The 25842-nt window shown below is 62.4% G+C and carries 20 protein-coding genes; 5 read left to right on the top strand and 15 right to left on the bottom strand.

Features of this window, described 5'->3' with window-relative positions; translation table 11 throughout:
• Positions 1 to 59 precede the first annotated feature (59 nt).
• From pstS to VFB05_RS27800, 5 genes are all read right to left on the bottom strand, one after another.
• A complete protein-coding gene (gene pstS, locus VFB05_RS27820; RefSeq protein ID WP_325018494.1) occupies positions 60 to 1070 on the bottom strand; it encodes a phosphate ABC transporter substrate-binding protein PstS in 1011 nt (336 codons plus the stop codon).
• Positions 1071 to 1192: 122 nt separating this feature from the next.
• Positions 1193 to 2491 carry an ATP-binding protein gene (locus VFB05_RS27815; RefSeq protein WP_325018491.1) on the bottom strand — a complete coding sequence of 433 codons (1299 nt, stop codon included), beginning with the start codon at positions 2489 to 2491 and terminating at the stop codon, positions 1193 to 1195.
• A 49-nt stretch (positions 2492 to 2540) separates the two neighbouring features.
• On the bottom strand, positions 2541 to 3596 hold the full coding sequence (locus VFB05_RS27810; RefSeq protein ID WP_325018489.1) for a lysylphosphatidylglycerol synthase domain-containing protein: 1056 nt from the start codon (positions 3594 to 3596) through the stop codon (positions 2541 to 2543).
• A 428-nt stretch (positions 3597 to 4024) separates the two neighbouring features.
• Entirely contained in the window at positions 4025 to 4321 is a 297-nt protein-coding gene (locus VFB05_RS27805; protein ID WP_325018487.1) for a hypothetical protein, read from the bottom strand.
• Positions 4318 to 5724 (bottom strand): OmpA family protein, encoded by a 1407-nt coding sequence (locus VFB05_RS27800; RefSeq protein WP_325018486.1) that lies wholly within the window; start codon positions 5722 to 5724, stop codon positions 4318 to 4320. Before VFB05_RS27800 ends, VFB05_RS27805 begins: the two co-directional genes overlap by 4 nt.
• 403 nt (positions 5725 to 6127) lie before the next feature.
• Between VFB05_RS27800 and VFB05_RS27795 the strand changes: the two genes are divergently transcribed.
• Entirely contained in the window at positions 6128 to 7186 is a 1059-nt protein-coding gene (locus VFB05_RS27795; RefSeq protein WP_325018483.1) for a polysaccharide deacetylase family protein, read from the top strand.
• A gap of 12 nt (positions 7187 to 7198) precedes the next feature.
• Here VFB05_RS27795 and VFB05_RS27790 read toward each other — a convergent pair whose 3' ends face one another.
• Positions 7199 to 8278: a hypothetical protein gene (locus VFB05_RS27790; protein WP_325018481.1), complete on the bottom strand. Its 1080-nt coding sequence runs from the start codon at positions 8276 to 8278 to the stop codon at positions 7199 to 7201.
• A gap of 275 nt (positions 8279 to 8553) precedes the next feature.
• Between VFB05_RS27790 and VFB05_RS27785 the strand changes: the two genes are divergently transcribed.
• On the top strand, positions 8554 to 9354 hold the full coding sequence (locus VFB05_RS27785; protein WP_325018479.1) for an SDR family NAD(P)-dependent oxidoreductase: 801 nt from the start codon (positions 8554 to 8556) through the stop codon (positions 9352 to 9354).
• 7 nt (positions 9355 to 9361) lie between these two features.
• Here the strand turns inward: VFB05_RS27785 and VFB05_RS27780 are convergent, their stop codons facing one another.
• From VFB05_RS27780 to VFB05_RS27755, 6 genes are all read right to left on the bottom strand, one after another.
• Positions 9362 to 10528 carry an alkane 1-monooxygenase gene (locus VFB05_RS27780; protein WP_325018477.1) on the bottom strand — a complete coding sequence of 389 codons (1167 nt, stop codon included), beginning with the start codon at positions 10526 to 10528 and terminating at the stop codon, positions 9362 to 9364.
• A 340-nt stretch (positions 10529 to 10868) separates the two neighbouring features.
• Positions 10869 to 12320, bottom strand: coding sequence for a benzoyl-CoA 2,3-epoxidase subunit BoxB (boxB, locus tag VFB05_RS27775; RefSeq protein WP_325018475.1), 1452 nt, complete (start codon positions 12318 to 12320; stop codon positions 10869 to 10871).
• Positions 12321 to 12457: 137 nt separating this feature from the next.
• Positions 12458 to 14146, bottom strand: coding sequence for a 2,3-epoxybenzoyl-CoA dihydrolase (gene boxC / locus VFB05_RS27770; RefSeq protein ID WP_325018473.1), 1689 nt, complete (start codon positions 14144 to 14146; stop codon positions 12458 to 12460).
• 117 nt (positions 14147 to 14263) lie between these two features.
• The gene (locus tag VFB05_RS27765; protein WP_325018471.1) at positions 14264 to 14782 is read right to left on the bottom strand and encodes a DUF309 domain-containing protein; all 519 of its coding nucleotides are present in this window, start codon (positions 14780 to 14782) and stop codon (positions 14264 to 14266) included.
• A 25-nt stretch (positions 14783 to 14807) separates the two neighbouring features.
• Positions 14808 to 15623: an alpha/beta hydrolase gene (locus tag VFB05_RS27760; RefSeq protein ID WP_325018468.1), complete on the bottom strand. Its 816-nt coding sequence runs from the start codon at positions 15621 to 15623 to the stop codon at positions 14808 to 14810.
• Positions 15620 to 17167: a benzoate-CoA ligase family protein gene (locus VFB05_RS27755; protein WP_325018466.1), complete on the bottom strand. Its 1548-nt coding sequence runs from the start codon at positions 17165 to 17167 to the stop codon at positions 15620 to 15622. Before VFB05_RS27755 ends, VFB05_RS27760 begins: the two co-directional genes overlap by 4 nt.
• 177 nt (positions 17168 to 17344) lie before the next feature.
• Here VFB05_RS27755 and VFB05_RS27750 point away from each other — a divergent pair, with 177 nt between their 5' ends.
• Complete coding sequence (locus VFB05_RS27750; RefSeq protein WP_325018465.1) at positions 17345 to 18250, top strand: helix-turn-helix transcriptional regulator; 906 nt, start codon at positions 17345 to 17347, stop codon at positions 18248 to 18250.
• 14 nt (positions 18251 to 18264) lie between these two features.
• Here the strand turns inward: VFB05_RS27750 and VFB05_RS27745 are convergent, their stop codons facing one another.
• Both VFB05_RS27745 and VFB05_RS27740 read right to left on the bottom strand, forming a co-directional pair.
• Complete coding sequence (locus tag VFB05_RS27745; RefSeq protein ID WP_325018462.1) at positions 18265 to 20031, bottom strand: adenylate/guanylate cyclase domain-containing protein; 1767 nt, start codon at positions 20029 to 20031, stop codon at positions 18265 to 18267.
• Positions 20032 to 20127: 96 nt separating this feature from the next.
• Positions 20128 to 20925: an IclR family transcriptional regulator domain-containing protein gene (locus VFB05_RS27740; protein ID WP_325018460.1), complete on the bottom strand. Its 798-nt coding sequence runs from the start codon at positions 20923 to 20925 to the stop codon at positions 20128 to 20130.
• Between the two features lie 119 nt (positions 20926 to 21044).
• On the opposite strand from VFB05_RS27740, the gene VFB05_RS27735 reads away from it, so the two are divergent.
• Together VFB05_RS27735 and VFB05_RS27730 are read left to right on the top strand one after the other, a co-directional pair.
• Entirely contained in the window at positions 21045 to 22400 is a 1356-nt protein-coding gene (locus tag VFB05_RS27735) for an aromatic ring-hydroxylating dioxygenase subunit alpha (protein ID WP_325018458.1), read from the top strand.
• Between the two features lie 124 nt (positions 22401 to 22524).
• Positions 22525 to 23961 carry a glutamine synthetase family protein gene (locus VFB05_RS27730; RefSeq protein ID WP_325018456.1) on the top strand — a complete coding sequence of 479 codons (1437 nt, stop codon included), beginning with the start codon at positions 22525 to 22527 and terminating at the stop codon, positions 23959 to 23961.
• A 10-nt stretch (positions 23962 to 23971) separates the two neighbouring features.
• On the opposite strand, the gene VFB05_RS27725 is transcribed toward VFB05_RS27730, so the two are convergent.
• Complete coding sequence (locus VFB05_RS27725) at positions 23972 to 25774, bottom strand: porin (protein ID WP_325018454.1); 1803 nt, start codon at positions 25772 to 25774, stop codon at positions 23972 to 23974.
• Positions 25775 to 25842: the final 68 nt, after the last annotated feature.

The following is a 25842-nucleotide window of genomic DNA, read 5'->3' as shown; positions in this document are numbered from 1 at the left end:
TTTTGCCCTTCGCCCGGATGCAATGCACCCGGGCGAAAAGCGAACTCACGCAAGACGCATCAGCTCTTGATATCGGCCGACATGGTCTGCTCGATCAGCTTGACCACGTTTGCCGGCATCGGAATGTAGTCGAGTTCCTCGGCCGCCTTGCCGCCGTTGGCAAAAGCCCATTTGAAGAACTTGATGGCTTCCGCGGAGGCCGCCTTGTCGACCGGGTCCTTCTGCATCAGGATGAAGGTCGAAGCCGTGATCGGCCACGACGCATCGCCCGGCTGGTTGGTGAGGATCACGTAGTAACCGGGAGCCTTCGCCCAATCGGCGTTGGAGGCGGCCGCCTGGAACGCTGCCACGCTCGGCTGCACCGTCTTGCCGGCCTGGTTGACCAGCGCCGTATAGGTCAACTTGTTCTGCTTGGCGTAGGCATATTCGACATAGCCGATCGAATTTTTCGTCTGCGCGACGTTGCCGGCAACGCCTTCATTGCCCTTGGCGCCGACGCCGGCCGGCCATTCCACTGCCGTGCCCGAGCCGACCTTGCTCTTCCAGTCCGCGCTGACCTTGGAAAGGTAGTCGGTAAAGTTGAAGGTGGTACCCGAGCCATCCGAGCGGCGAACGACCGCGATCGCCTCGCCCGGCAGGGTCACTTTCGGGTTGAGTTTCTTGATCGCGGGATCGTCCCACTTGGTGATCGTGCCGAGATAAATCTTGGCGAGTGTATCGCCGTCGAACACGACCTCACCCGGCTTGACGCCCTCGATGTTGATGACCGGAACGATCGCGCCCATCACCATGGGCCACTGCACCAAGCCGTCCTTGTTGAGCTGCTCGACCTTCAGCGGCATATCGGTGGCGCCGAACGTGACGGTCTTGGCTTCGATCTGCTTGATGCCGCCGCCCGAGCCGATCGACTGGTAATTCAGGCCGTTTCCGGTCTCTTTCTTGTAGGCGTCAGCCCATTTTGAATAGATCGGGAACGGGAACGTCGCACCCGCTCCGGTAATGTCGGCGGCGAACGCCGACGTCGATGCGGCGACCAGGCCGGCAGCGACGATTGTTTTCATGAAGTTCATTGCTGGTCTCCATCTCGTAAGCGAATGCGCTCACGCGGTCCGTTTAGGACCCGTCGTTGCTGCTTTTACGAAGGTTTGATGACAGTCGGATGACAGGCCTAAGCCGTTGAAATTACTTCGACTTAAGTCGAAGACGGCGGCCGGGCCTGGGGAAAGCAGGCGGTAAAAGTCGCGCCGCTCTTGGGCACACTTTCGATCAAAAGCCGGCCGCGATGGCGGTTAACAATATGTTTCACCAGCGACAAACCGAGCCCGGTTCCACCCTGCGCGCGGCTGTCGCCGACGTCCACCCGATAGAACCGCTCGGTCAGCCGCGGCAGGTGCTCGGGCGCGATGCCCGGGCCGAAATCGCGCACCTGGACCCGCATTTCCGCCTGGCCTTCGCTGGACATCGCCGCGGTCAGGGAGACGATCACCTTGCCGCCCGAGGCGCCATATTTCAGCGCGTTCTCGACCAGGTTCTCGAACACCCGCAGCAATTCCTCGCGGTCACCCGCAATCCAGGCCGGCGCCTCCGGCAAATCGACGTCGACATCGACCTGGCGCTCCCGCGCCAGCGGTTCGAGCCCGTCGACCACCTGGCGGATAATGGGCACGATATCGACCAGCGTGTCCGGTCGGACATGGGCCGACAGTTCGACCCGCGACAGCGACAGCAGGTCGTCGATCAGCCTCGCCATGCGGGTCGCCTGCGTATGCATGATGCCGAGAAAGCGCTCGCGCGCCTTGGCGTCCTCGCGGGCCGGCCCCTGCAACGTGTCGATGAAGCCGGACAGCGCCGCGAGCGGCGTGCGCAATTCATGGCTGGCATTGGCGACGAAGTCGGCGCGCATTTCCTCGACCCGGCGCAGCGGCGTCTGGTCGTGGAAGGTCATCAGCATGCATTTGTCGGTGCCGCCGAAGGTCGTTGGCACCGAGACCGGGATGATCTCGAGCTCCATCCAGCGATCGACCGGAACATGGTCGAGATAGGTGGCGCGGCGCGGCTCGGTGGTGGCGATGGCTTCGCGCAGCGCCGTGATGATTTCGGGCGAGCGCAGGGCAAACTGGGCAAGCTCGTTCTTACGCAAGGCGGGCGCGAGCTGGGCCGCGGCGGCATTGAGGTGAATGACGCGGCCGGCGCGGTCGAGCAGCACCGCAGGATCCGGCATGCCTGCGACGACAGCGGCGACGGCGGCCGATTCCACCGGATTGACGCCGCGGACTTCCTCACGCGAGGCGGTGCTATCGTGCAGGCGCCACGGCACCAGCGCGGCCGCGGCGATGCAGGCGAAGATCGCGACCGCCCGCACCACCGACAGTTCGCCGAGCACGACCACGACAGCGAGCGAAATTGCGGCAGCGAGCAGGATGATCGCGGAATGCCGCAAACGATCCGGCCACGGCGAGAAGAAGAACGAGGGCGTATCGTCTATTGCCATGAGGCTACAGTTCCGAGTCCGAAAATCTCATCCCTTCCCGACCACCCGGTCAGGCGCCGCCTTCCCCGCGCTCCCGGACATAGACGGCCTCACGCGGCGGCTCGACCGCCAGTTTGGCGGCGGCCTGCCGCAGCCGTTTCGACCGGGCGCCGACGATAACCTCCCGAAACGTCAGTAAGATTACAGATATGACGAACGGCACAATATAATAGAGCAGCCGGAACAACAGCATTCCGGCCAGAAGGTCCTCCTTGTCCATCTGCCACAGGCCGACCAGCATGGCGGCGTCGAACACACCAAGCCCGCCGGGGGAGTGGCTGGCAAAGCCGAGCAGCGTCGCCGAGACAAAGATGACCGCGACCACGACGAAGCCGAGATTGGGATCGTCCGGCACCAGCGTGTACATGGCGAGCGCGCAGAAACCGAGATCGACGATGCCGATCACGATCTGCAGCAGCGTCAGCGGCCCGCCGGGCAAGACCACCGTCCAGGGCCCGCGGCCGACATTGCGCGGATGCCTCCAGACCCAGACCACGTAGGCGATGAGGCCAAGGATGAGGGCGATCGCAATGGTGCGATTGAGCCACGCTGGCAACTGATCGACCCAGGAAGCGGCCTCCGGGTGAACGGCGATGCCGATCCCGAGCACCGCGGCGTTGCCGAGCCAGAAGGTCAGGCCGGCAATAAAGCAGATCTTGGCGACGTCGATCGCATTCAAGCCCCAGGCCGAATAGATGCGGTAACGCACCGCGCCGCCGGTGAAGACGCTGGCCCCGACATTGTGCCCGATCGAATAGCTGGTGAAGGCCGCAAACGCATTGATGCGGTAGGGCACGTCACTGTGGCCGATCGCCCGCACCGCAAACAGATCGTAGAACGTCAGCGTGAAATAGCCCGCCGCCACGAACAGGGCAGCCAGCGCGATCGACCGGGTTTCGGTGCTCTTGATCGCTTCGATGACCTCGAACGTGTCGATGTCGCGGAGCATGCGAAAGAGCACGTAGCACGCGATACCGATGACGGTGACGCTGATCGCGACGCCCAGTTTGTGCAAAACTTGCCTGTGGCGCAGAAACGAAATCGCCCGGCGTATCGGTTCCAGCATCTAGACCTCGGTCTCGCACACACCTGCGGAGCGGATACGATGCCCACCCCAGTCAGTCCCCGAGTGGTCCAATTCTAACATTCGCATCCCTTCTCAGCGGCCTATTTTGCGAATGTTAGAACCAGAGGACCACTCGCAAATATATGTTTCTAGTGGAGTTTGGGATTTGACATTCGCCTCCGAGCTCGGGGCCAGGTGGGTAGCGAATGTCAAATCCACTCCACTAGTTCATTTCGTAGCTTGTTTTGCGGTGAAGTGGAATGCGCTTGATACTAATAGCCTAGCTCCTTCAACATATTGGAAGGCCCCAAGGCCTTAAAAAGCGGCGCGGATCGCCTGCGATCCAGGCACCCGTTTTGGACGGTTCGCGCTGCGCTCGAAAAACAATTGGCCCGCAACCTTGCAGGGTCTGCCGGCCATATTAAACCTCAGCTCGCGCTCGATGGACCGGGCAGCACCCGGTCGCGCAATAACGACCCGATCAGGCACCCGATCAAATAGAGCGCAAACATCATCAGGCCAAGGTCCAGCCAGTAACCCGGCCGGCCCGGGACCGCCCGCGCCAGTGCGACCGCGATAAGGACAGCCACCAGCGCGCCGAGCGAGCGCGCAAGCTGCTTCGACACGCCATGGCCGCGATGAACCACTGCAATCCAGCCCATCCCAAAGCCGAGCAGCAGCGTGCCGAGCAGCCAGCCCCAATGGAACGTCGCGAGAAAAATCATGGCTGCTGATCCTTCACCACAAATTCGATGCGGCGATTGCGTGCTTTGCCTTCGTCGGTGTCGTTGTCGGCCACCGGCTGGGTGCTGCCAAAGCCGGCTGCAGTGAACCGGCTCGCGGGCAGACCCGCCTTCACCAGATAATCCACCACAGCCTGGGCGCGCTTTTCCGACAGGGCCTGGTTCGCGGCATTGTCGCCGTCGGCGTCGGTATGACCGGCAACCTCGATATTGACGGTCGGGCAGCGCAGCGCGGTCTCGACCAGGTGGTCGAGCAGGCCTGCCGAATCCGGGTCAAGATTGGAACGGCCGGATTCGAAACGGATCGTGCCCTTGCCAAGCACTTCGGTGAACAGCTGCTGGCAGACCGTCGCATCCACCGGCGCGGCCGCCGGCTTGACCGAAATATCCGCCTTGAGCTGGAAGCCCTGGGGCAAATCCTTGGTCAGGTTGGCGCGTAGCTGACCGGGCGCTGAGTCGTAAAGCGCATCGCCCGAGAGTTTGACCTCGCGATCGGTGACGGCGAGCGTCCCGGTCGACAGCCGCGACAGGGCGCCCAGCGCGGGCGCCACCGCGCTCGCAAAGCCGGAAGGCGCGCCGAGGCTGGTTTTGAGATTGTCGACGACCTTTTCGTTGAAGAATTTGCGCCCCGCAGCCGCCACGATCGCGGCACGGGCATTGTTGTCGGGCACGTTGCCCGTCAACGTCAGTGTCAGCGCCACCGGATCCTTGTAGGCCTGGAAAATATAGGGCGGCGCCTTGATCTCGTTCGATGCGACCGAAAAACCTTCAGGAAGACTTTTCAGCGCAGTCGCAATCGCCTCCCGCCCGCCGAGATCGCGCGCCATCCCCGCGAGACTGACCTTGTTGTCCGTGATGGTGATCTTGCCGTCTTTCAGCTTCGGGATCTGTTGAAGAAGCAGGAGCGCGGCTTCATCGAAACGCGGCGGCGCACCCCGCGCCAGGCCGGTCTGGTCGACCACCTCGACGCCGCCGAGATCGGCGTGGGCGGCTTCGAGCAATTTGGCCTTGCTCGCCGGCAAGGGCGAGCTGCCGCTCAAGGTGACCCTGACCACGTCGCGCTCGGCCGCCCAGACGAAGGGCTTGGCTTCGGGGATAAGGCGGGTTTCGTCGTTGACGAGACGAACGCCCGGCACGGCCTCGATCGCCGCTACGGCGCTACGTCGCCCTTCCTCGGAGAAGGCGTCGGCGGCGATCGTCACGTCGCGGCCGTCAACGGTAATCCGGCTTTTGTCCAGCAGAACGTCCTTGAGCGCCGCGGTCGAGCGGCTTGCAAGCTCGGCTTCCAGCGGCGGCGTCGAGATCCAGGCGGCCAAAGCCCAAAGGACGGCCAGCGGTATCGTGCCCGGCCACCATTTGCTGCTCCACTTGATTAGTCCGCGCATCCGATATCCCACGAGGCGAGACTGCCTGCGTTTTCTCCGAAATTCGCAACAATTCTGCAAACTGCCCCCTTCGGCGAATTTCGGTAGACAGGGGGAGGCGCAACACTCTGATCCGTTATCGCTTTTTGGTTTGGCGCAATTCCTTCGAACCTCGTTCAAAGGCTGCGCCGGAACCGCCAAAAGCGGGCTGGGAAAAGGAGAGAAAACAAACCGTTGTGGGGCTGTCAAACCCGAAATAACGGGGCGGCTAAGCGCCCGCTAATCGTTTCTTCAGAAGTCGGCCGCTAGCCTGAAATCCCCTTTCCCAATCGGCCGTCCAATGCGGCGAATTTGAAGTTCCTATCAGTTTCGCCGCGAGTCCGTTATAGGAACTTCAAATTCAACGCCGCACTGCAAACCTCTGATGAAGCAGTTACGCAGCAACGTCATCCGCGCCGGCCTGGAAGTGTTTTATCTCACCGGGGCGCATCGCCTGCTTGGCCCGATCTTCGCGGGCGCCGGCAGCGTTTTCATGCTGCATCATGTGCGTCCCGCCCGCGAAGCCGCCTTTCAGCCCAACAGCCATCTCGAAATCACGCCGAATTTCCTGCGGGCGGTGCTGGCTCATCTGCGCTCGCGCGGCATCGACATCATCACCATGGATGAATTGCATCGCAGGTTTACCGAGCGCGACTTCTCGCGGCGTTTCGCCTGCTTTTCATTCGACGACGGCTATCGCGACAACCGGGATTTCGCGCTTCCTGTGATGCGCGAATTTGACGCACCGTTCACGGTTCACGTCGCCAGCGATTTTGCGGAAGGGACGGGAATCCTGTGGTGGACCGCGCTGGAGATGGTGGTCGCCAAGGCTTCCCAGATCGAGGTTGAAGTGGCTGGCGCGGCGATGCGTCTCGACGCATCGACGCTTTCAGCCAAGCGCGCCGCGTTCGCCCGCCTGCACGACTGGCTGCGCGCTTTGCCCGGTCGAGGCGATCTGGCCCGCGAGATCGGCGCGCTCTGTGCGCGTCACGGCGTCGATCACGCAGCGATCTGCCGCGACCTCTGCATGTCCTGGGACGAATTGAAGCCGTTTGCCGCCGAGCCGCTGGTTGGCATCGGCGCGCATACGGTGACGCATTGCAATCTGGCCCTGCAGACCGACGAGATTGCGGCCGAGGAAATGACGACAAGCCGCGCGCGCATTGAAGAGGCGATCCAGCGCCCTGTTCTGCACTTCGCCTATCCCTACGGCGACAGGCTCGCGGCAGGTAAGCGAGAATTTGCCCTGGCAAAGAAAGCCGGATTCAAAACGGCGGTGACGACGCGGCCCGGCATGATCTTCCCCGAGAGCGCCGAATATCCGACCGCGCTGCCAAGGGTGTCGCTCAACGGCAATTTCCAGGACGAGCGAATCCTTCCCGTGCTCACCTCGGGCGCGGCCACCGCAATGTGGAACGGCTTTCGCCGCGTCGACGCGGCTTGATTTGCCGAGCGCCTACTTCGTGATCGGAGCCTTCACCGGATAGTCCGGCGTCGCCGGAGCCCCTCCGAAATAGAAGTTCACACCAAACTTCACAGTGTCGTCGCCGCGCGTGAACGCGTAGTTGAATGCGGGCGATGAGGCGGGAGCGTAGAAATTCGCCGTCTCCCACCACGTATGCTGATACTGCGCAAACAGCGTCACCGGGTGCCCGGCGAGCTGCCATGAGCGCGGATGCCATTCGCCGCCGAGACCTGCCGTGAAACCCGGCGTGTTGACGGTGCTGGATGCGGCGCTTGCGAAATTGACATTCAGGTTTCGGTTCAACCAGCTGACGCCGGCAAGGCCGTAAAGGAAAACATCCGGCGTCACCACGCCGCCGAACTTGCCGCCGGCGGTGGCGAGCCAATGGGTCGTCGTTCCCAGGAATTGGCCACCCGTAAAATTCTGATTGACCGTCTGATGCATCACATCGACCGACGCAAAGGGACCGACACGCAACGCATTATTCCAAGGCGCGAACAGGTAGGTCGCCTGCACTCCGAACCCTTGCGGATCGCCAACCGGGGCAAACGAGTTCGTCTTGTCGCCCGTGGCGCGTGACGTCTCGACGATCTCTTCCTTGGCGCGGTTGATGGCGATGAGGTAAGTGCCGACGGACAGTGCGGTCCATTCCTTCGGTAGGCTGACACGAGAATTATACGGCGGATCGCATCGGGGATCGTTGTAGTACGAGACCCATTGATTCAGCGTCGATTGCAATTCGTCGGCGAGCTTATCGAAGCTCTTGGAATAGGCCCGCTGTGTCTTCTGTATCGCCTCTGAATTACCGCTGAAATCAGAGGCGAGGAAGGCTCGATCGGAGGCCGCCCTGATCTCGATCAGGGTTTGCGAGGCACGTTCGATAACCTTGCAAAAATCCTTATAATATTCGTAGTGCCGCCGGCCGGCACTCACCTCCCGGATGGCGCCGGTGCCGGCTGCCGTCAGGTGCCCGGCTTCCGCGCCCGAGACAGGCGCGACCTGCGCCAATGCAGGAGATGCCAACACGGCGATGCCGACCACGAGGCCAGCGAGAATGAAAATCGCTTTCATGAGTGCCCCCACCCAGAAACAGATAGAAATAAAACGCCAGCTAATCCCAAGGGACGTTCGCAGGTCAATTGGCGGCGCTGTGCGGATCGGTGGGCAAGACAATTACCGTGGGAGTGTGGTGCAGGCGCAACATCCGCGCCGGCGCGCGGTAAACGCTCGCAACCCATTGGCGGCCTTCGTCTCCCTCAAAAGGCGCCTGCGACGCGCCTCCATTCTTGACTCGCCTGGGGGCCGCGCCCAGAAACTTGTCCGCAGCCAATGGAGGGACGCTAGCCATGTTTACCGACCTGTTCTCGCTTGATGGCCGTGTCGCATTGGTGACCGGCGGATCGCGCGGCATCGGCAAGATGATTGCCGCGGGATTCCTCAGCCAGGGCGCCGCCAAGGTCTACATCACCGCGCGCAAGGCAGGACCTTGCGAGGAGACCGCGAAGGAATTGACCAAGGCCTATGACGGCGAGTGCATCGCGCTGCCGATCGACATTTCCACCAATGCCGGCTGCGAGTTGCTCGCCACCGAGGTCATGAAGCGCGAGCCCAAACTCGATATCCTCGTCAACAATGCGGGCGCCGCCTGGGGCGCCGAGTTCGACGAATTTCCCGAGAGCGGCTGGGACAAGGTGATGAACCTCAATGTCAAGTCGCTGTTCTTCCTGACCAAGGCGTTGCACAAGCCGCTACGCGCCGCGGCAAGCGCCGAGCGGCCGGCCAAGGTGATCAACATCGCCTCGATCGACGGCATTTTCATCAACCCGATGGAGACCTACTCCTACGCCGCGAGCAAGGCCGCGGTCATCCATCTCACACGGCGCATGGCGACCAAGCTGATCAACGAGCACATCAACGTCACCGCGATTGCGCCGGGTGCGTTCGCCTCCGACATGAACCGCGCCGCGCGCGACCATGGCGACGTGCTGTCGAAGCGCATTCCGGCCGGGCGCATCGGCACCGACGAAGACATGGCGGGACTTGCGATCTTTCTCGCGGCGCGTGCCGGCGACTATGTGGTGGGCAACGCCATTGCGATCGATGGCGGCGTGGTTTACGCGAGCGCAGGGCTCGAGATCGCAGGATGACACGTTCTCAGCTGTTCGCCGCCAAGCCGCCGCTCGGCAAAACGCCATCGCGCAGATTCAGCTTGCTGATGTCGCCGCCCGCCCAGGCCAGCGCTTTCGGGTCCATGACGCGGAACCACAGCGGCGGGATCGCCGCAAGCCCGAACATGCCGGTGTAGCCGTTCGGCAGGCGCGGGATATCGTCGAAATCGCGTAGCGACTGATAGGGCCGCATCGGGTTGGCGTGATGGTCCGAATGACGTTGCAGGTGAAGCGTCATCAAGTTCGAGACGATATGGTTGGTGTTCCAGGAGTGGCGAGGCTCGACCGCCTGGTAGCGGCCGTTCGGCAGCTTCTCGCGCAACAACCCATAATGCTCGACGTAGTTGGCCTGGGTGAGCGCGTACCAGCCGAGGAAATGATGGGCGACGATGAACGGTGCGACCTTCCAGCCGAACAGGGCAATCAGCGCAGCGGCGGCGACGAGTGTGAGCGCAAAGCCCTGCAGGATCTCGTTATTGATTGACCAAACGCGCTCGCCACGCTTGGTCCGCCGTTCGGCCTCGTTGCGCCAAGCGCGCTTGGCCGCTCCGGGCAGTTCGCGGCATGCGAAAGCATAGATCGATTCTCCGAAGCGCGCGCTGGCGGGGTCCTCGGGTGTCGCGACCCAGGTGTGATGACCGCGATTGTGCTCGATGCGGAAGTGGGCGTAACCGACCGCATTGTTGGCAAGAAGGCCGAAGAAGCGATTGAGCCGGTCAGGCTTGTGGCCGAGTTCATGCCCAACCAGCAGTGTGCCGCCGTCTATGGTGCCGACGCCGAGCAGCAGCACGACGTAGGACCACCACGGCAGGTCCTGCGTGCCGAAGAAGGCAATCAAAGCGACGTAGTTCACCCACGGGAAAATCACGGAGAAGCGCGCAAGTCGCAGATAATAGGGATCGGCTTCCATGGCAGCGACCACTTCCGCCGGCGGATTGTGCGTGTCTTCGCCGATCAGGACATCGAGCAGCGGGATCAGGCCGAAAATGAAGACAAAGGGAATGAGGGTCACCAGCGGATTCTGCGTCCTGAGATAGAGCCAGTAGGACAGCAGCGGGACCAGCGGCGGAACGAACGAGAGGAACCAGAGATAGCGTTTGCCGTCGTGGTAGGTGATGGTTTCGCCAGCCGCCGTCGTGCCCGTGAAGATCATCGCATTCCTCCAGCGTCGCTTTTGCGAGACAGCTTTTTCTTTGATCATAGCATGCCGCGAGGCCGGCTTGCACCGCCCGTCTACAAATCAAATTGCGGCATTGTCGGTACCCTGCGGCCGTCGGCCGCATCTGCGGCAAATCCGACATCGAGGGCGGCGGCTGGGATAGTTGATCAGATGCTTATTATTGCGCCCTCTCCCCTGGCGGGAGAGGGCAACTCCGCTGCAAGACAAAGGCGCGGTTGGGTGAGGGGTTGTTTGCAAGGAAAGAGCCCCCTCATCCGTCGCGCTATTCGCGCGACACCTTCTCCCGCAAGGGGAGAAGGCAAGAAGGTTCTGCTCAAGTCTCGATCTTCACGTACTCAAAATCGCCGGGCTTGTTGTTGATGCCGACCTTGGGCGGCGAGATCCAGGACGCAAACTCGCCAATCGCCGTCACCGGCTTCATCAGCGAAGCGATGAAGCCACCGTCTTCCGTCGACGGCAGCCACGCGCCCTTTTTCGCGGCCCAGGTAGCATCGTCAATCAGGACGCCGTCGGGCGTGGCGTGGATGTCCTTGAATTCGCCGATGGCGCGGTGGAAGGCGACGTTCGGCAAGGTCAGCTTGAAATCGTAGCCTGATGTCGAGATCACCTTGTTCCAGCGCAGCAGGCCCTTGACGCAGTCCTGCGTGTAGTCGTCGCGCAGGCGCATGTTGAGCGCGGTCAGCGCCGGCTCGTCGACGCGCGTGATCTTGCCGTCGACGAGCTTGAGCACCGGATAGGTGTCGTTGGTCAGGCGGTGATCGTCCTGGATCTGGGTCTCGTGATAGCGGCCCTTGATGCCGGCGTTGAAGGCATTGGCTGCATTGGTCGAGACTTCCGAGCCAAAGAGATCGAGCGACAGCGAGTAATGCAGGTTCAGTTTCTTCTGGATGGTCGGCAGATCGATCACTCCGAGTGCGCGCACCTTGGCGATGTCGGTGGGATCGGTAATGCCGGCGTCCTTCATCGCATCGCACGTCCGCTGCACCACGCGCGTGATGCCGGTCTCGCCGACGAACATGTGATGGGCTTCTTCGGTCAGCATGAAGCGGCAGGTGCGCGACAGCGGATCGAAGCCGGATTGCGCGAGCGAGTGCAGCTGCATCTTGCCATCGCGGTCGGTGAAGTAGGTGAACATGAAGAACGACAGCCAGTCCGGCGTCGCCTCGTTGAAGGCCCCGAGCATGCGCGGCGCATCAGCATCGCCGGAGCGGCGGCGCAGCAACTCGTCGGCTTCCTCGCGGCCATCGCGGCCGAAATATTTCTGCAAGAGATAAACCATCGCCCAGAGATGGCGGCCCTCCTCGACGTTGACCTGGAACAGATTGCGAAGGTCGTAGAGCGAAGGCGCGGTCTTGCCGAGATGGCGCTGCTGCTCGACGGATGCAGGCTCGGTGTCGCCCTGGATCACGATCAGCCGCCGCAACATCGCGCGATATTCGCCCGGCACTTCCTGCCACGCAGGCTCGCCAAAATGTTCGCCGAAGGGAACGACGCGGTTTTCTTCCTGCGGCGCCAGCAAAATGCCCCAGCGGTAGTCGGGCATCTTGACGTAGTCGAACTTGGCCCAGCCGCGCGGATCGACGGAGTAAGCGGTGCGCAGATACACCAGCGACTGCTGGAAGCCTTCCGGCCCCATGTCGCCCCACCAGTTCATGTAACCGGGGTGCCAGCCTTCCAGCGCTTTCAGCACCTGACGGTCTTCGCTGAGATTCACATTGTTCGGAATCTTGGTCGAATAATCGACATTCATGATGTTGACGTTCATGGCGTGCTCCTCCATCTCGTGTCCCGGACGCGATGCAGCGCATCGCGGTGCGTCGCAGAGCCGGGACCTATAAATTCCAGTGGGTCCCGGTTCTGCAGCGCGTCACCGATGTGCCGCGCCGCGCCCGGGACACGAAGTCAAACTCTCGTCGTATCGAACTGCGGCCTCTCACCGGTGCCGTAGCGGCGCAATGCGCCCTCCTCGCCGACCGCGTTGGGGCGCTGGAAGATCCAGTTCTGCCAGGCGGTGAGGCGCGAGAAGATTTTCGATTCCATGGTCTCCGGCCCGACGAAGCGCAAATTCGCTTCCATGCCGGTGAGTCCATCCGGCGAAAAGCTGGCGCGCTCCTCGAGGAACACGCGCACCTCGTCGTCCCAGTCGATGTCGTCGAGCGCAAACGTCACAAGGCCCATCGCTTCGGCCTCTTCGGCATCGAGCGCCTCGCCGATCTTCTCGCGCGCACGCTCGAGATCGGAAGGATTGGCCTGAAAGCGCGATTCCAATCGCGTCAGCCCATGGCTCATGGGATAGGCGCCGAAATTCAGCGCCGACAGCTGCAGCGACGGCGGCGGACGGTTGTCGCCCTGGCGCGAGCCGATCAGCATGTAGGAGCGGTCGGCGGCGAATACGAGTTCGGCGAGCGTGCCGGCAAAACAGGAACCGGGCTCGACGAGGGCCACCAGCGTGCGCGAGGTGACGTCGATGCGCTTCAGCACCCGCTTCCAGTATTGCCTGATCTCGTTGACCAGCCAGTGCGCCTTGTGGGCTTCGAGGAAATTGTCATAAGCGAGCACGTTTGCCGGCTCACCATGCGACTTGAAGACCAGCATGGCCATCTGAAGCTCGTTGATGCGCAAGTGAAGGATCGCATCATCAAGCTCGCGCGCAACCTGCAGCGGCCAGAACGATGCGCCTTGCCCAATCATGCCGTCGATGTCGGCGGGCGGCGCTTGCTCCGGCGCTGATATCGAGATGGTGGCGATGCGGGCCGTGCGGTCGATCTCGACGCTGACGGAGCCATAACGAATAGTCGTGTCGTCGATCTTGCGCGACAGCGGCGTCAGCGCGATGCCTTTGCCATTGCCATTGCGTTTGGAGGCGCTCGCGAACTCCTTGGCGCGCTCGGCGACCCTGGCTTCGAGCTTGCTGTTCGGCACGATCTCGTCGACCAGACGCCAGGCGACCGCGCGCTTGCCCTTGATGCCTTCCTCGATGGTGCAGAAATAGTCGGCGTGATCGCGGCGCACCTTGCGCTTGTCGACAACGCGCGTCAGCCCGCCGGTGCCAGGCAACACGGCGAGCAGCGGCACTTCGGGAAGCGCGACGGCCGCAGAACCGTCGTCGGCGAGGATGATGTGATCGGTCGCGAGCGCGAGTTCATAGCCGCCGCCGGCCGCTGTGCCGTTGACGACGGTGATGAAGCGCTGGCCGGAATTTTCCGACGAATCCTCGAAGCCGTTGCGCGTTTCGTTGGTGAACTTGCAGAAGTTGACCTTATGCGCATGCGTTGAACCGGCCAGCATGCGGATATTGGCGCCGGCGCAGAACACGCGGTTCTTGCCCGAGCGCAGGATCACGACCTTCACATCCGGATGCTCGAAGCGCAGCCGCTGCACGGCGTCGGCGAGTTCGATATCGACACCAAGGTCGTAGGAATTCAGCTTGAGCTGATAGCCTTCGAACAGGCCGCCGTTCTCGTCGACGTCCATCGTCAGCGTCGCGACATCGCCATCGACGGCAAGCTTCCAGTGCCGGTAGCGCGACGGATCGGTCTGGAAATCGATAAAGCTCGCGCCGTTTGCGAGAACGCGTTCGTCACCGGCCATGGGCCATCCCTGAGGCATCACTTGTTAACGGTTGTATGCACAATAGTGCATGTTACCGGGCAGGTCTAGAGAATAGCAGACCAAAATTCTGCATTTTTATGCATATGAGGCCAAGGCTCAGGCCAGGGAACCGAGGGCGATCCAGTCGGCCTTGGAGAGCGAGGCCTGCGACAGGCGGGCTTTCAGGAGCCTTGCCAGTTGAGCCGCGGGAAAACGGTCGGCAAAGCCATCGCCGACCGAGGGCGATCGGCGCGCCAAGAGTTCGTTGATCGCCGCCAGCGCCTCGGTCCACAGCCGCGCGGTGGCGTTGGCCTTTTGCATCCGCAGTTTCAGATTGGCGCCCGCAACCTGGATGCAGGCGCGCAGCAGAATGCGCTCACGCCCGCCTTGCGGCGCGGCCGCCCACACGGTTTCCAGCACCTGCTGGGATTCCCAGAAATACCCGGCGTCGTTCAGCGCCATCCCGTAGCGGAGCGCGGGATGCCGGGTCGGCACGTGCCCGAAGAATTGCGACGGCACCAGCGCCTTCGCGCGCGCAAGCGTCTCATGATCGGGTTCGGAATCTGCGATTTCGCCGGGCACGTAGGCCCAGCCGGGCAGCGGCAAATGCGCCGCGGTCGAAGACGTCATATTCATTGATCAGAACCACGCGTTCAAAAACTTAGGCGGCCCGGATACCCGAGCCTTCATGCAAAATCAAAATACGCCTGACGAACTCTGAGACTGTTGCCAGCGTCAGTTCAGTCGCCTCACGATGCGGCGAGTGTCCGCATCGCGGAATTAACGTCACATCGACCGGACAATAACATTCCTCCTTCGCAATCTCGACCTGGCGAATTGTCCCATATTGGTCCGCTTCACCTTGCAGGATTGCGATGGGAATACGGACATAGGCGAGATAGTCGCTGATGTCCCATCGACGAAAGTCGGGGTCAAGCCAGGCGCCATTCCAGCCATAGAAAGCATTGTCGACGTTGCGGTGCCAGCGCGCCAGTTTGGCGCGCAAATCCGTCGTCTCATAGAGCGTCTTGATTTCGGCGATCGAGGCGACCGACACGTCTTCGACGACGAAGTGCGGCGCGATCAGCACGACGCCGCGCAGACGGTGATCGCCTGTAGCCCCGGCATAGATCGCCGCGATCGATGCGCCGTCGGAATGGCCGAGCAACACGCCGCGCTGAAAGCCGATCGCGTCAAGCAGTGCGGGAAGCACGTCGAGCGCTTCGCGGGTCATATAGTCGAGCGGGCGCGGCAGCGTGACAGGCGTCGAGGCGCCATAGCCGGCGCGCGAATAGACGAAGACTCCCATGCCGGTTGAGGCCTGCAGACGATCCGGGAAGTCGCCCCACATCGCCGCCGAGCCCAGGCCCTCATGCAACATCACGATGGTCGGGGCCTCCGAAGGCTGCGGCCCGATCATGCGATATTCGAGATCGTTGTCGCCGATGCGCAGGAAGCCGGAGGAAGACAAAGTCACTTCGCGTCATCCCGCAACTTGAACCGCTGGATCTTGCCGGTTGCGGTTTTCGGCAAGGCTTCGACGGTCTCGATCCAGCGCGGGTATTTCCAGACGCCGATCTTCTGCTTGACGTAGTCCTTCAGCGCCTCGTCGAGACCAGCCTTGTTCGCCTCGGTGCGCAACACCACGAACGCTTTCGGCTTGAGCAGGCCTTCGCTGTCCGCCTCGGGCACCACGGCGGCTTCGAGCACCGCAGGATGCGTGATCAATGCGCTCTCGACCTCGAATGGCGAGACCCAGATGCCGGACACCTTGAACATATCGTCGCTGCGGCCGCAGAAAGTGTAGCGCCCGTCGGCGTCGCGAATGTATTTGTCGCCGGTGCGCGTCCAGTGTCCCTCAAACGTTCGCCGGCTCTTGCTGCGCTGATTCCAGTACCCTTCGCCCGCGGACGGCGCATCGACCAGCAGTTCGCCCACCTCGCCGTCCGACACATCTGCGCCCGCCTCGTTGACGAGCCGCACCTGATAACCGGGCACCGGACGTCCCGAGGAGCCGTATCTGATATCGCCGGGCGCGTTCGACAGGAAGATGTGCAACAGCTCCGTCGAGCCGACGCCGTCGAGAATGTCGACGCCGAAGCGCGCTTTCCAGGCATTGCCGACGGATTCAGGCAGCGCTTCGCCCGCCGAGGTGCAGACGCGCAGGCTTTTTCCGCCCCCTTGGGATTTGAGAGATTCATCGTTCAGCATCGCGGCAAATAAAGTGGGCACGCCGTAGAAGATGCTGGGATGATACTTGTTCATCAGCGCGAACATCACAGCCGGCGTCGGGCGCTCGGAGTTCAGCACCGTGGTGGCGCCGACCGACATCGGAAAAGTCAGCGCGTTGCCGAGACCGTAAGCGAAAAACAGCTTCGCCGCCGACAGGCACACGTCGTCCTCGCGGATGCCGAGCACCTGCTTGGCGTAGGTCTCGGCGGTGGCGGCGAGATTGGAATGCAGATGCCGCACGCCCTTCGGCATGCCGGTCGAACCCGACGAATAGAGCCAGAAGGCCGGCTCGTCCGGATGCGTCGCGGCGGTCGCACAGGTATCGCTCTCGCCCTTGAGTTCTTCCGACAGCAATTTGTGGCCGAACGCATTCTTGCCGGAGACGACGACGCATTCGAGATCGTTCATGCGCCCGACGATGTCTTTGACGGCTGGATAGAGCGCTTCAGACACGAACAACACCCGCGCGCGGCAATCGGCGAGGATGTAGGCATATTGATCGGACGTTAGGAGCGTGTTGAGCGGCACCGGCACGATGCCGGCGCGGATCGCGCCGAGAAACACGGAAGGGAAATCCACCGTGTCGAGCATGATCATCGCGACGCGCTCTTCGCGGCGGACGCCGAGCCGGCGCAGCAAATTGGCGACGCGGCAGCTCTGCCGCTGCAATTCGCCATAGGTCAGTTCGGAAACCGTGTCGGTATAGGCGAGCTTGTTGGCGCGCCCCTCGTCGATGTTGCGGTCGAGCAGATAGGTCACCGCATTGTAAGCGCCGGATGTTTCGCTCATGCCGCTTCCCCGAAAGCTCCCTCGCGCCGGACGAACGCGCGCAGGACCGCGCATCATCCCCAGCTTTTAAGAATTATAATGCATAGAAAGGCACTGTGTGCGCTTGCTGTCAATCCTCTCCGGCATTATGTTTCCTGTCTACGACTATCGATAAGCAGTTCTTCGCCCCCGGGGTTCATGACCGAAACCAGCGATCCCGAAACCGGATTCCTCGAACAGCTTGGCCAGCGGGTGCGCACCATGCGTGCGCTGCGCGGCATGTCGCGCAAGGTGCTGGCCAAGGTCTCCGGCATTTCCGAACGCTACATCGCCCAGCTGGAGGCTGGCCGCGGCAACGTCTCGATCGTGCTGCTGCGCCGCGTGTCGCACGCGATGGGCGCGCACCTTGAAGATCTCATTCCGACCGCCGAACCGTCGCCGGATTGGGCTGTCATCCGCGATCTCCTGCGCAAAGCGACGCCTGCTCAGATTACGCAGGCCAAAGACGTCCTCGCCGGCCACGGCGCATCTTCACAGCGCGCTTCGTTTGCCGGCATTGCGCTGATTGGCCTGCGCGGCGCCGGCAAGTCGACGCTCGGCAAACTGCTCGCCAAAAAAATCGGCTGGAATTTCGTCGAGTTGAACAAGGAGATCGAGACGCAGAACGGTCTTTCCGTCGCCGAGATCATCGCGCTTTACGGCCAGGAAGGTTTCCGGCGGCTCGAACAGGCCGCACTGACGCAACTGCTGGCGAGCAAGGAGCTGACGGTGCTTGCGACCGGCGGCGGCATCGTTTCCGAACCGGTGACCTTCGATCTCATCCTGTCATCGTTCTACACGATCTGGCTGAAGGCCGAACCGGAAGAGCACATGGCGCGCGTGCGCAAACAAGGCGACCTGCGTCCGATGGCCGACGATCGTTCGGCGATGGCGGAGTTGCGCAACATCCTTTCCAGCCGCGAGCCGCTTTACGCACGCGCCTCGGCCGTGGTCGATACCGCCGGCCTTTCGGTCGATGCCGCCGCCGCGCGTCTGATCGATACCGTGAGGCCGGTGCTGCAAAGTGAAGCGCGATCGTTTGGCTTGCGGAGCGTCGCGGTTTAAGTCGCGGTTTCCAATCACGCCGGCAGGCCGGCCTTGAGCAGGCCAGTCTCGTGCCGTTTGCGGTCGTGCTCGTGCTTGTAGTGCTGGGTGCGAAGATACGTCGCCACCGAGAATTTTGGTTCGCGTTTCAGCACTTCCGCGGCGTGCGCCGCGGCGGCAACCGCGTTGCCCATTTGCGCGAATGTGGCGGCCATGAAGGCATGATGCGTGTGGTCGGGCTGAGTGAGCCGCGAGAAGGCTTCGGCGGCCTCCGCGTATTTTTCGGCGCAGTAGCAGGCACGGCCGAGATGGCTCCAGAAGCGCTCGGGGTGATAGGGATTGAGGCGCATCGCCTTCTTGATCCAGTCAATCCCCTCCTCCGGCCGTCCCAGCCACGTCAGCAGCTCGCCCTGCTGCACGACGACAAGATCGTAGTTGGGATTGAGCGTCAGCGCCCGCTCCTGATGATACGCGGCCTTGTCGTGATCGTCGCGATTCAGATTCACCGCAGCGAAAACCCGGTGCACGTCGCTGTCATTATCATCCAGCGCGAGCGAGACTTCCAGTTCAGCGGCAACCTCTCGAAAGGTCGCATCGCGATCCGCGCACCAGCCGTGAACCCATTGCTGGCCCAGCACGCAGGCTTTCCAGGCGTGCGCATGGGCGTAGTTCGGATCGAGCGCGATGGCGCGGTCGAGCAAGGCCAGCGCCTGCTCGTTATCGGCTTGCCTCGATCGGTGATGCAGCACCTTGGCGGCCAGCACGCACTCGTAGGCGATCATGTTGTCGGTAGGCTTGCGTTTCGCGCGGTCATGCGTCGCCGCCTCGACGCGCCCCTGCAATGTCGCGACGATCGCGCGCGTGATCTCATCCTGAATGGCGAAGATATCCTCGAGCTCGCGATCGTAGCGTTCGGCCCAGATGTGCCGGTCGGTTTCGGCATCGATGAGCTGGACGGTGACGCGGATACGGCCACCAGCCTTCCGTACGCTCCCCTCGAGCACGTAGTCGACGCCGAACTCACGCGCGACGTCCTGCACCTTGACCGCCTTGCCCTTGTGCACGAAGGCGGAATTGCGCGAGATCACGAGCAGATCGTGGAAGCGCGACAGCTCCGTGATGATGTCCTCGGTGAGACCGTCCGCGAAAAACTCCTGCTCGGAATCGCCGCTCATATTGACGAGCGGCAGCACGGCGATCGACGGCTTCTTCGAGGATGCCGTGGCTGCTGCGGCGTTATTTGCGTGCTCCGGCGCGGTAGCGGCGCCTTGCTCGAGCCGTATCCGGAAAACGCGGATCGGCCGCGCGATATTCTTGACCTGCTGATCGCCGAGATCCTCGAAGAGAATGTCTTCCAGCCGGCCACCGACTTGATCGCATACAGCGGCGGAGACGCAGATGCCGCCGGGTTCAGCGAGCGTTTCCAGGCGCGCCGCGATATTGACGCCATCGCCAAAGATATCGTCGCCATCGACGATCACATCGCCCAGATTGATGCCGATACGGAATTGGATCATCCGCGCCGGCGCGACGTCCGCGTTCCGTCGCGCCATGCGACGCTGGATCTCGGCGGCGCATGTGACGGCGTCGACGACACTTTGAAACTCCAGCAACATGCCGTCGCCGGTTGTCTTGATGATGCGTCCGCGATTCTTCGCAATGGCCGGATCGATCAGCTCAATCCGATGGGTCTTGAGGCGTGCGAGCGTGCCCGCCTCGTCGACCTCCATGAGCCGACTGAAGCCAACCATGTCAGCGGCAACCACCGCGGCCAGCCTGCGCTCGGGTCCGAGATTAACCATCCGCCGGATTCCTTCGCAGCAATCCTAGCAGATCAGCGCTGCCGTTGTTGCGGATTTGACGTCGGTTGCCGCCTTGCCGCAGCCACCCTGCGGTCTTCAGACCAACCTTTGCGTGACATTCGCTGCCTGCTCGCGCAACAGGGGCAGGAAACGCTTGATCATCTCGTCGGTCGAGATGCGATCGACATGGGCGCCGATATTGATCGCAGCGACGACAGCGCCGTCGTAGCGTTTGACCGGGACGGCGATGGAACGGAAATGCGGCTCGGCCTCGCGATCGACCAGCGAATAGCCGCGGACACGGTCGGCGGTAATGGCTGAGAGCAGGCGCTTCGGATCCGTCACCGTTTGCGGCGTCAGCGCCTCGCGATTCATTGCGCCCAAACGCGTTTTCAATTCGGCATCGCCGAGCCGGCCGAGCAGCACGCGGCCGACCGCCGTGCAGAAAGCGGGCAAGCGATAGCCGATATCGACGCCGCCTGAAAAGATTCGCGTCGGGCTGCCGCGCGCGATGAACACGACGTCGTCGCCATCGAGCACCGCGAGCGAACCGATCTCTTGCGCAGATATCGCGATCTCGTCCAGCACCGGCTGCAGCACCGCAACGATCTGGTTCGAGCGCAGATAGCTACCCGCAAGCGTCAGCACATGCGGCGTCGGCGCGAACAGCCTGCCATCGCTCGCGACGTAGCCGCCATGGGCGAGCGTCAAGAGGATGCGCCGCGCCGTGGCGCGCGGCAGACCAGCAAGAGCGGCGATTTCACTCAGCGTCATCGGTGACGAGCGTTCGCCGAAGGCCTGCAACAACCGCAAACCGCGGTCGAGGCTTTCGACGAAATCGGTGGCGCGGGGCTCGCCGTCGGGTCGCCTGTCGGTACGCTTCGGCTTGACCATGAAAGACCCTTGCCAAGTTCTAATGTCGTGTTTACGATAATTGAACATTTGTTCAATAGACGAACAATACGCTTCGACCGCCTTCCATCGCAAGCCTTTTTAGGGTGAGGTGACGCGCCATGATGAGCCAGGAACAGAACGACCTGATCACACGCACCGGCCCGAAGGACCCCTGCGGCAAGCTGATGCGGATGTACTGGCAGCCGGCGGCGCTGCTCGATGAGCTCGAAGGACCACGTCCCGTACGGCCGGTGAAGCTGCTCGGCGAAGACCTTGTTCTCTTTCGCGACGCGCAAGGAGGCTACGGCCTGATCGAGCGCCACTGCGCGCATCGCGGAGCGGATTTGGCCTTCGGCCGGCTCGAACATGGCGGCTTGCGTTGCGCCTTCCATGGCTGGCTGTTCGATTCATCCGGCCAATGCCTGGAGACGCCGGCTGAACCTGTGGGCTCGAAACTCTGCCAGGGCATTAGGCAGCGCGCTTATCCCGTGGTCGAGAAAGGCGGCATCCTCTGGGCTTATCTGGGCGAAGGCGAACCGCCAGCCTTTCCTGAAATCGACTGCTTCGTCGCGCCCGGCAGCCACACCTTCGCGTTCAAGGGGCACATCGGCTGCAACTGGCTGCAGGCGCTTGAAGTCGGCATCGATCCATCGCACGCCTCGTTCCTGCATCGCTTCTTCGAGGACGAGGACACCTCCGCGGGCTATGGGAAACAATTCCGCGGCGCGTCCGCCGGCACCGACCTGCCGATGACGAAAATCCTGCGCGAATACGATCGGCCGATCATCAATGTCGAGCAGACCGAATATGGCCTGCGGCTGATCGCGCTGCGCGAGATCGACGACGAGCGCACGCATGTGCGAGTCACCAACCAGCTTTTCCCACACGCCTTCGTCATCCCCATGAACACGGAGATGACGATCACGCAGTGGCATGTGCCGGTCGATGACGAGAATTGCTACTGGTATGCGATCTTCACGTCTTACGCTGCGCCTGTCGACAAGCAGAAGATGCGCGAGCAGCGCCTCGAACTCTATGAGCTGCCGGATTACGTCTCGCGCAAGAACAAGGCGAACGACTACGGCTTCGACCCGCACGAGCAGCAGACCGCGACCTATACCGGCATGGGCACCGACATCAACGTGCACGACCAGTGGGCGGTGGAGTCGATGGGCCCGATCCAGGATCGCACCCGCGAGCATCTCGGCACCGCCGACAAGGCGATCGTGCAGTATCGCCGCCTGCTGCGTCAGGAGATCGAAAAAGCCAGCAAAGGCGAGAAGCCGTTCATGTTCCTCGACGCGTCGCACGCCCGGAGCATTCAGGGCCCGGCGACGATGGACGGCATCGGGCCGACGCGCGGCTGGGAAACCTTCTGGATGGAAGTCGACGTCAAGCGCCGCCGTGGCGCGCCCTGGGCCGCGCCGGTGCCGGAAGAGATCGCCGACGCCGTGCCGCACCTGAGGGTGGTGTGATGAATCCATCCAGTTGTCATTGCGAGCGAAGCGAAGCAATCCAGCGTTTCCGGGACGCAAGGGATTCTGGATTGCTTCGTCGCTACGCTCCTCGCAATGACGGAGAGCAAGGGATGACTGCGCCGTGAGTTTCGTCGAGCGTCACGGCCTTTGGAGTGCCGAGCAGAAAGAAGCGGCAACGCGCCTACGCCGCATCGTCGAGGAACAAAAGTTAGAGACCATCCGGCTTTCGTTTCCCGATCAGCACGGCATCCTGCGCGGCAAGACGCTGGTCGCCAGCGAAGCGCTGGCGTCGCTGGAAAGCGGCTGCACCATCACCACGACGATGTTCGCCAAGGACACCGCGCACCGCACGGTGTTTCCGGTATTCACCACGGGTGGCGGCTTCGGCATGCCGGAGATGGAAGGCGCGGCCGACGTTCTCATGGTCGCCGACCCCACGACCTTTCGCATCTTGCCGTGGGCGCCCGAGAGCGGCTGGCTGTTGTGCGATGTGTACTTTGCCGATGGGCGCGTGGTGCCGTTCGCGACCCGGCATCTGTTCCGGAAAGTTCTGGACCAGCTCGGACAACGCGGTCTCGGTTTTGTCGCAGGCCTTGAGGTCGAGTTCCACGTCTTCAAGCTCGAAGATGCAAAGATGTCGCCGGAAGATGCAGGCCAGCCCGGCCAGCCGCCGGACGTCAGCCTGCTGTCGCATGGCTATCAGTATCTGACTGAGCAGCGCTATGACCAGATGGCGCCCGTGCTCGATCTGATCCGGCGCGACATTCTTGCGCTCAACCTGCCGCTTCGTTCGGTCGAAGTCGAGTTCGGCCCGAGCCAGTGCGAATTCACCTTCAAGCCGACCAAGGGGCTCGAGCCCGCCGACACCATGGTGCTGTTTCGCAGCGCCGTGAAGCAGATCGCGCGACGTCACGGCTATCACGCCACTTTCATGTGCCGGCCGAAACTTCCGAACGTGTTCGCGTCCGGCTGGCATCTGCATCAGTCGATCGTCTCGCGCGATGGTGGCGAGAACGCCTTCATGGGCAAAGAAGCCGATGCGCCATTGAGCACGCTCGGCCGTCAGTATCTCGCTGGGCTCCTGCAGCACGCGCGCGCGTCCGCGGTGTTCGCGACGCCAACGATCAACGGTTACAAGCGATACCGCGCCTATTCGCTGGCGCCGGACCGCGCGATCTGGGGCCGCGACAACCGCGGCGTGATGGTGCGTATGCTTGGCGGCGCCAATGATCCTGCAACGCGGCTGGAAAACCGCATCGGCGAACCCGCCGCCAATCCCTATCTCTATATGGCCTCGCAGGTCCTCGCGGGTCTCGACGGCATCGATCGCGCGCTTGAGCCGCCTCCGCCCGCCGACACGCCGTACGAGACAAAAGCACCCGCACTGCCGAAGACTTTGCGCGAGGCGCTGGATGCGCTGAAGGCCGACACGTTCTTCCGCGAAAAATTCGGCGCGGGCTTTGTCGACTATTACCTCCACATCAAGAATGCGGAGATCGAGCGCTTCCAGGCCGAAGTGTCAGACTGGGAGCACCGCGAATATTTCGAGATGTTTTAAGGTTGCTTCATCAAAACACCAGCTGCGTCCGTGCGCCGATCCAGTCGATGGTGGCGCCGCGGTAGTTCGGGCCGCCGAAGAACTGCGGGTTGTCGATGACGACATGCTCGTAATCGAGCATGAACTTCATATTCAGGTTCGGATACCAGTTGAGACCGACGCCATAGCTCGTCTGCTTCCCGCCGCCATAGGTGGTGGTGCCGCTCGTGAAGACGCCCGGGGCGGAATAGGCAGGACCAAGCGTAGCCGTCGTCAGATACGGGCTGTTGAGATTGACGACCGTGAAGCGCGTCGCAAATTCGAGCGCGCCCCAACCTGACGATCCCCACACCAGAGGCGATTCCGGAATCACAGCCGTGTAGGCGCCGCGCGTCGGATCATAATGCCTTGTGCCGCCGATCGAGTAGCTCGCTTGCACATAGCCGCCGTCGAAATTCAGCGTCGGACCTGCGACGCCGCCTTGCAGATTGCCCGGTGAGGTCGGGACGGCCGCGCGTGCATCGATGGTGTAGTGATAATATTCACCCTGCGCGAAGAAGTTGTTGTAGGTCGCGGCGACTTCGGCGCCGAACACCTGGCCGCCGCGTGCGGGAATATTCCCGCTCTGCAGGAACGAGGTCGGATCGACGCGCAACTCTGGCCGGTCCGAGAGCGAGATCGCTTGCAAGTTGGGGCCGATGCTCGGCGAAAACAGATTGGCGTAGTTGAACCCGACGTGGAAACTCGCGTCCCTTTGCTGAACCACCTGATAGGCGCCGCGCGCCAGAAACGCGAGTTGCGGTCCGTTGCCGGTCATCTGCGCGCTTGTGACGCAAGGCGTGCCTGGCGTCACTGCTGATGTGCCGGTGTTGCACGAGGCGCCTGCGGTGTGCAGGTCGCCTGAATTGGGACCGGTCAGGAATGCGCCGAGCCAATAGCGATCGTTGTTGGATCGCACGTCGATCGCCGAGCGGAAGTCGCCGCCGCCGAACGTCGTCGCGATGACCTGCGCACTCGATCGCTCCATGAACATGATGTCGTTCGACGAGGTCGCCTCTTCCAGCGTCCACGGTACGTCCATGATGCCGAAATCGAATGCGACCGGGAATTGCTGGCCGTGGCTGTAAAGGCCGTTATAGGTGATGAACGCGTTCTCCACGCCCGACAGGAATGTGTTGCTCGTCGTCGGGCTGGTGCCTGAATTGGCGTTGGCGAGCGCGTTGTTGATGTTGCTCGAATCCGACGAATTGCCGAGGTCGTAGACGAAGGCGTAGTGCCAGTCGCTCATGAAGGTGCCGATCACGCCGATGCGGGCGCGGCGCAGATCAACACCGTCGGATAACCCTTTACGATCGAGCGTCTCCGGCCCCGGTGTATAGTTGGTGTAGCCGCCGGTATCGACCTGAAGACGGCCGAACAGCTCGACCGTGTTGTCGCCGGTCGCATCGGAAAAGCCGAAGTGATAACCGCGGTCATAGGTCATCAGCACCTTGGCGGGCGTCGCCGGCGGCGGCAGACCCGGCGGCAGGATCGACGACGCCGGATCAGCCGCAGCCTGTCGCGTCGCGGGCTGGCGCGTCGTGCTGGCCGCCGTAGCCGGCTTTTCCTTTCGCAACCGCCGGATCTCCGCTTGCAAGGTCTTGATCTCGCTTTCGTGCCGCGCTTCCAGCTCCTGCATCTTTGCTTCCAGTCTTTGAAGCGCAGCCGCATCTTCGGCACGCGCGGTGGTCGCGGCAAGCGAGATCACGCTTGACGTGACGAGAATGGATGACGCGCGTCTTGTAAAAGCGCGCAAGCGAGCGCGCGCGGCGTCGCCGCCAATCTTCGAATGCATAGAGACCCCCGAAATAGAACCTGGAAACTTGAACCTGGAGCAGGCATCAAGATCAGCGAAAAAAGCGC

Source organism: Bradyrhizobium sp. (genome assembly GCF_035652035.1).
GTDB lineage: Bacteria > Pseudomonadota > Alphaproteobacteria > Rhizobiales > Xanthobacteraceae > Bradyrhizobium.
The sequence above is the reverse complement of the archived record's forward strand: the minus strand, read 5'-3'. Positions and strand labels throughout refer to the sequence as shown.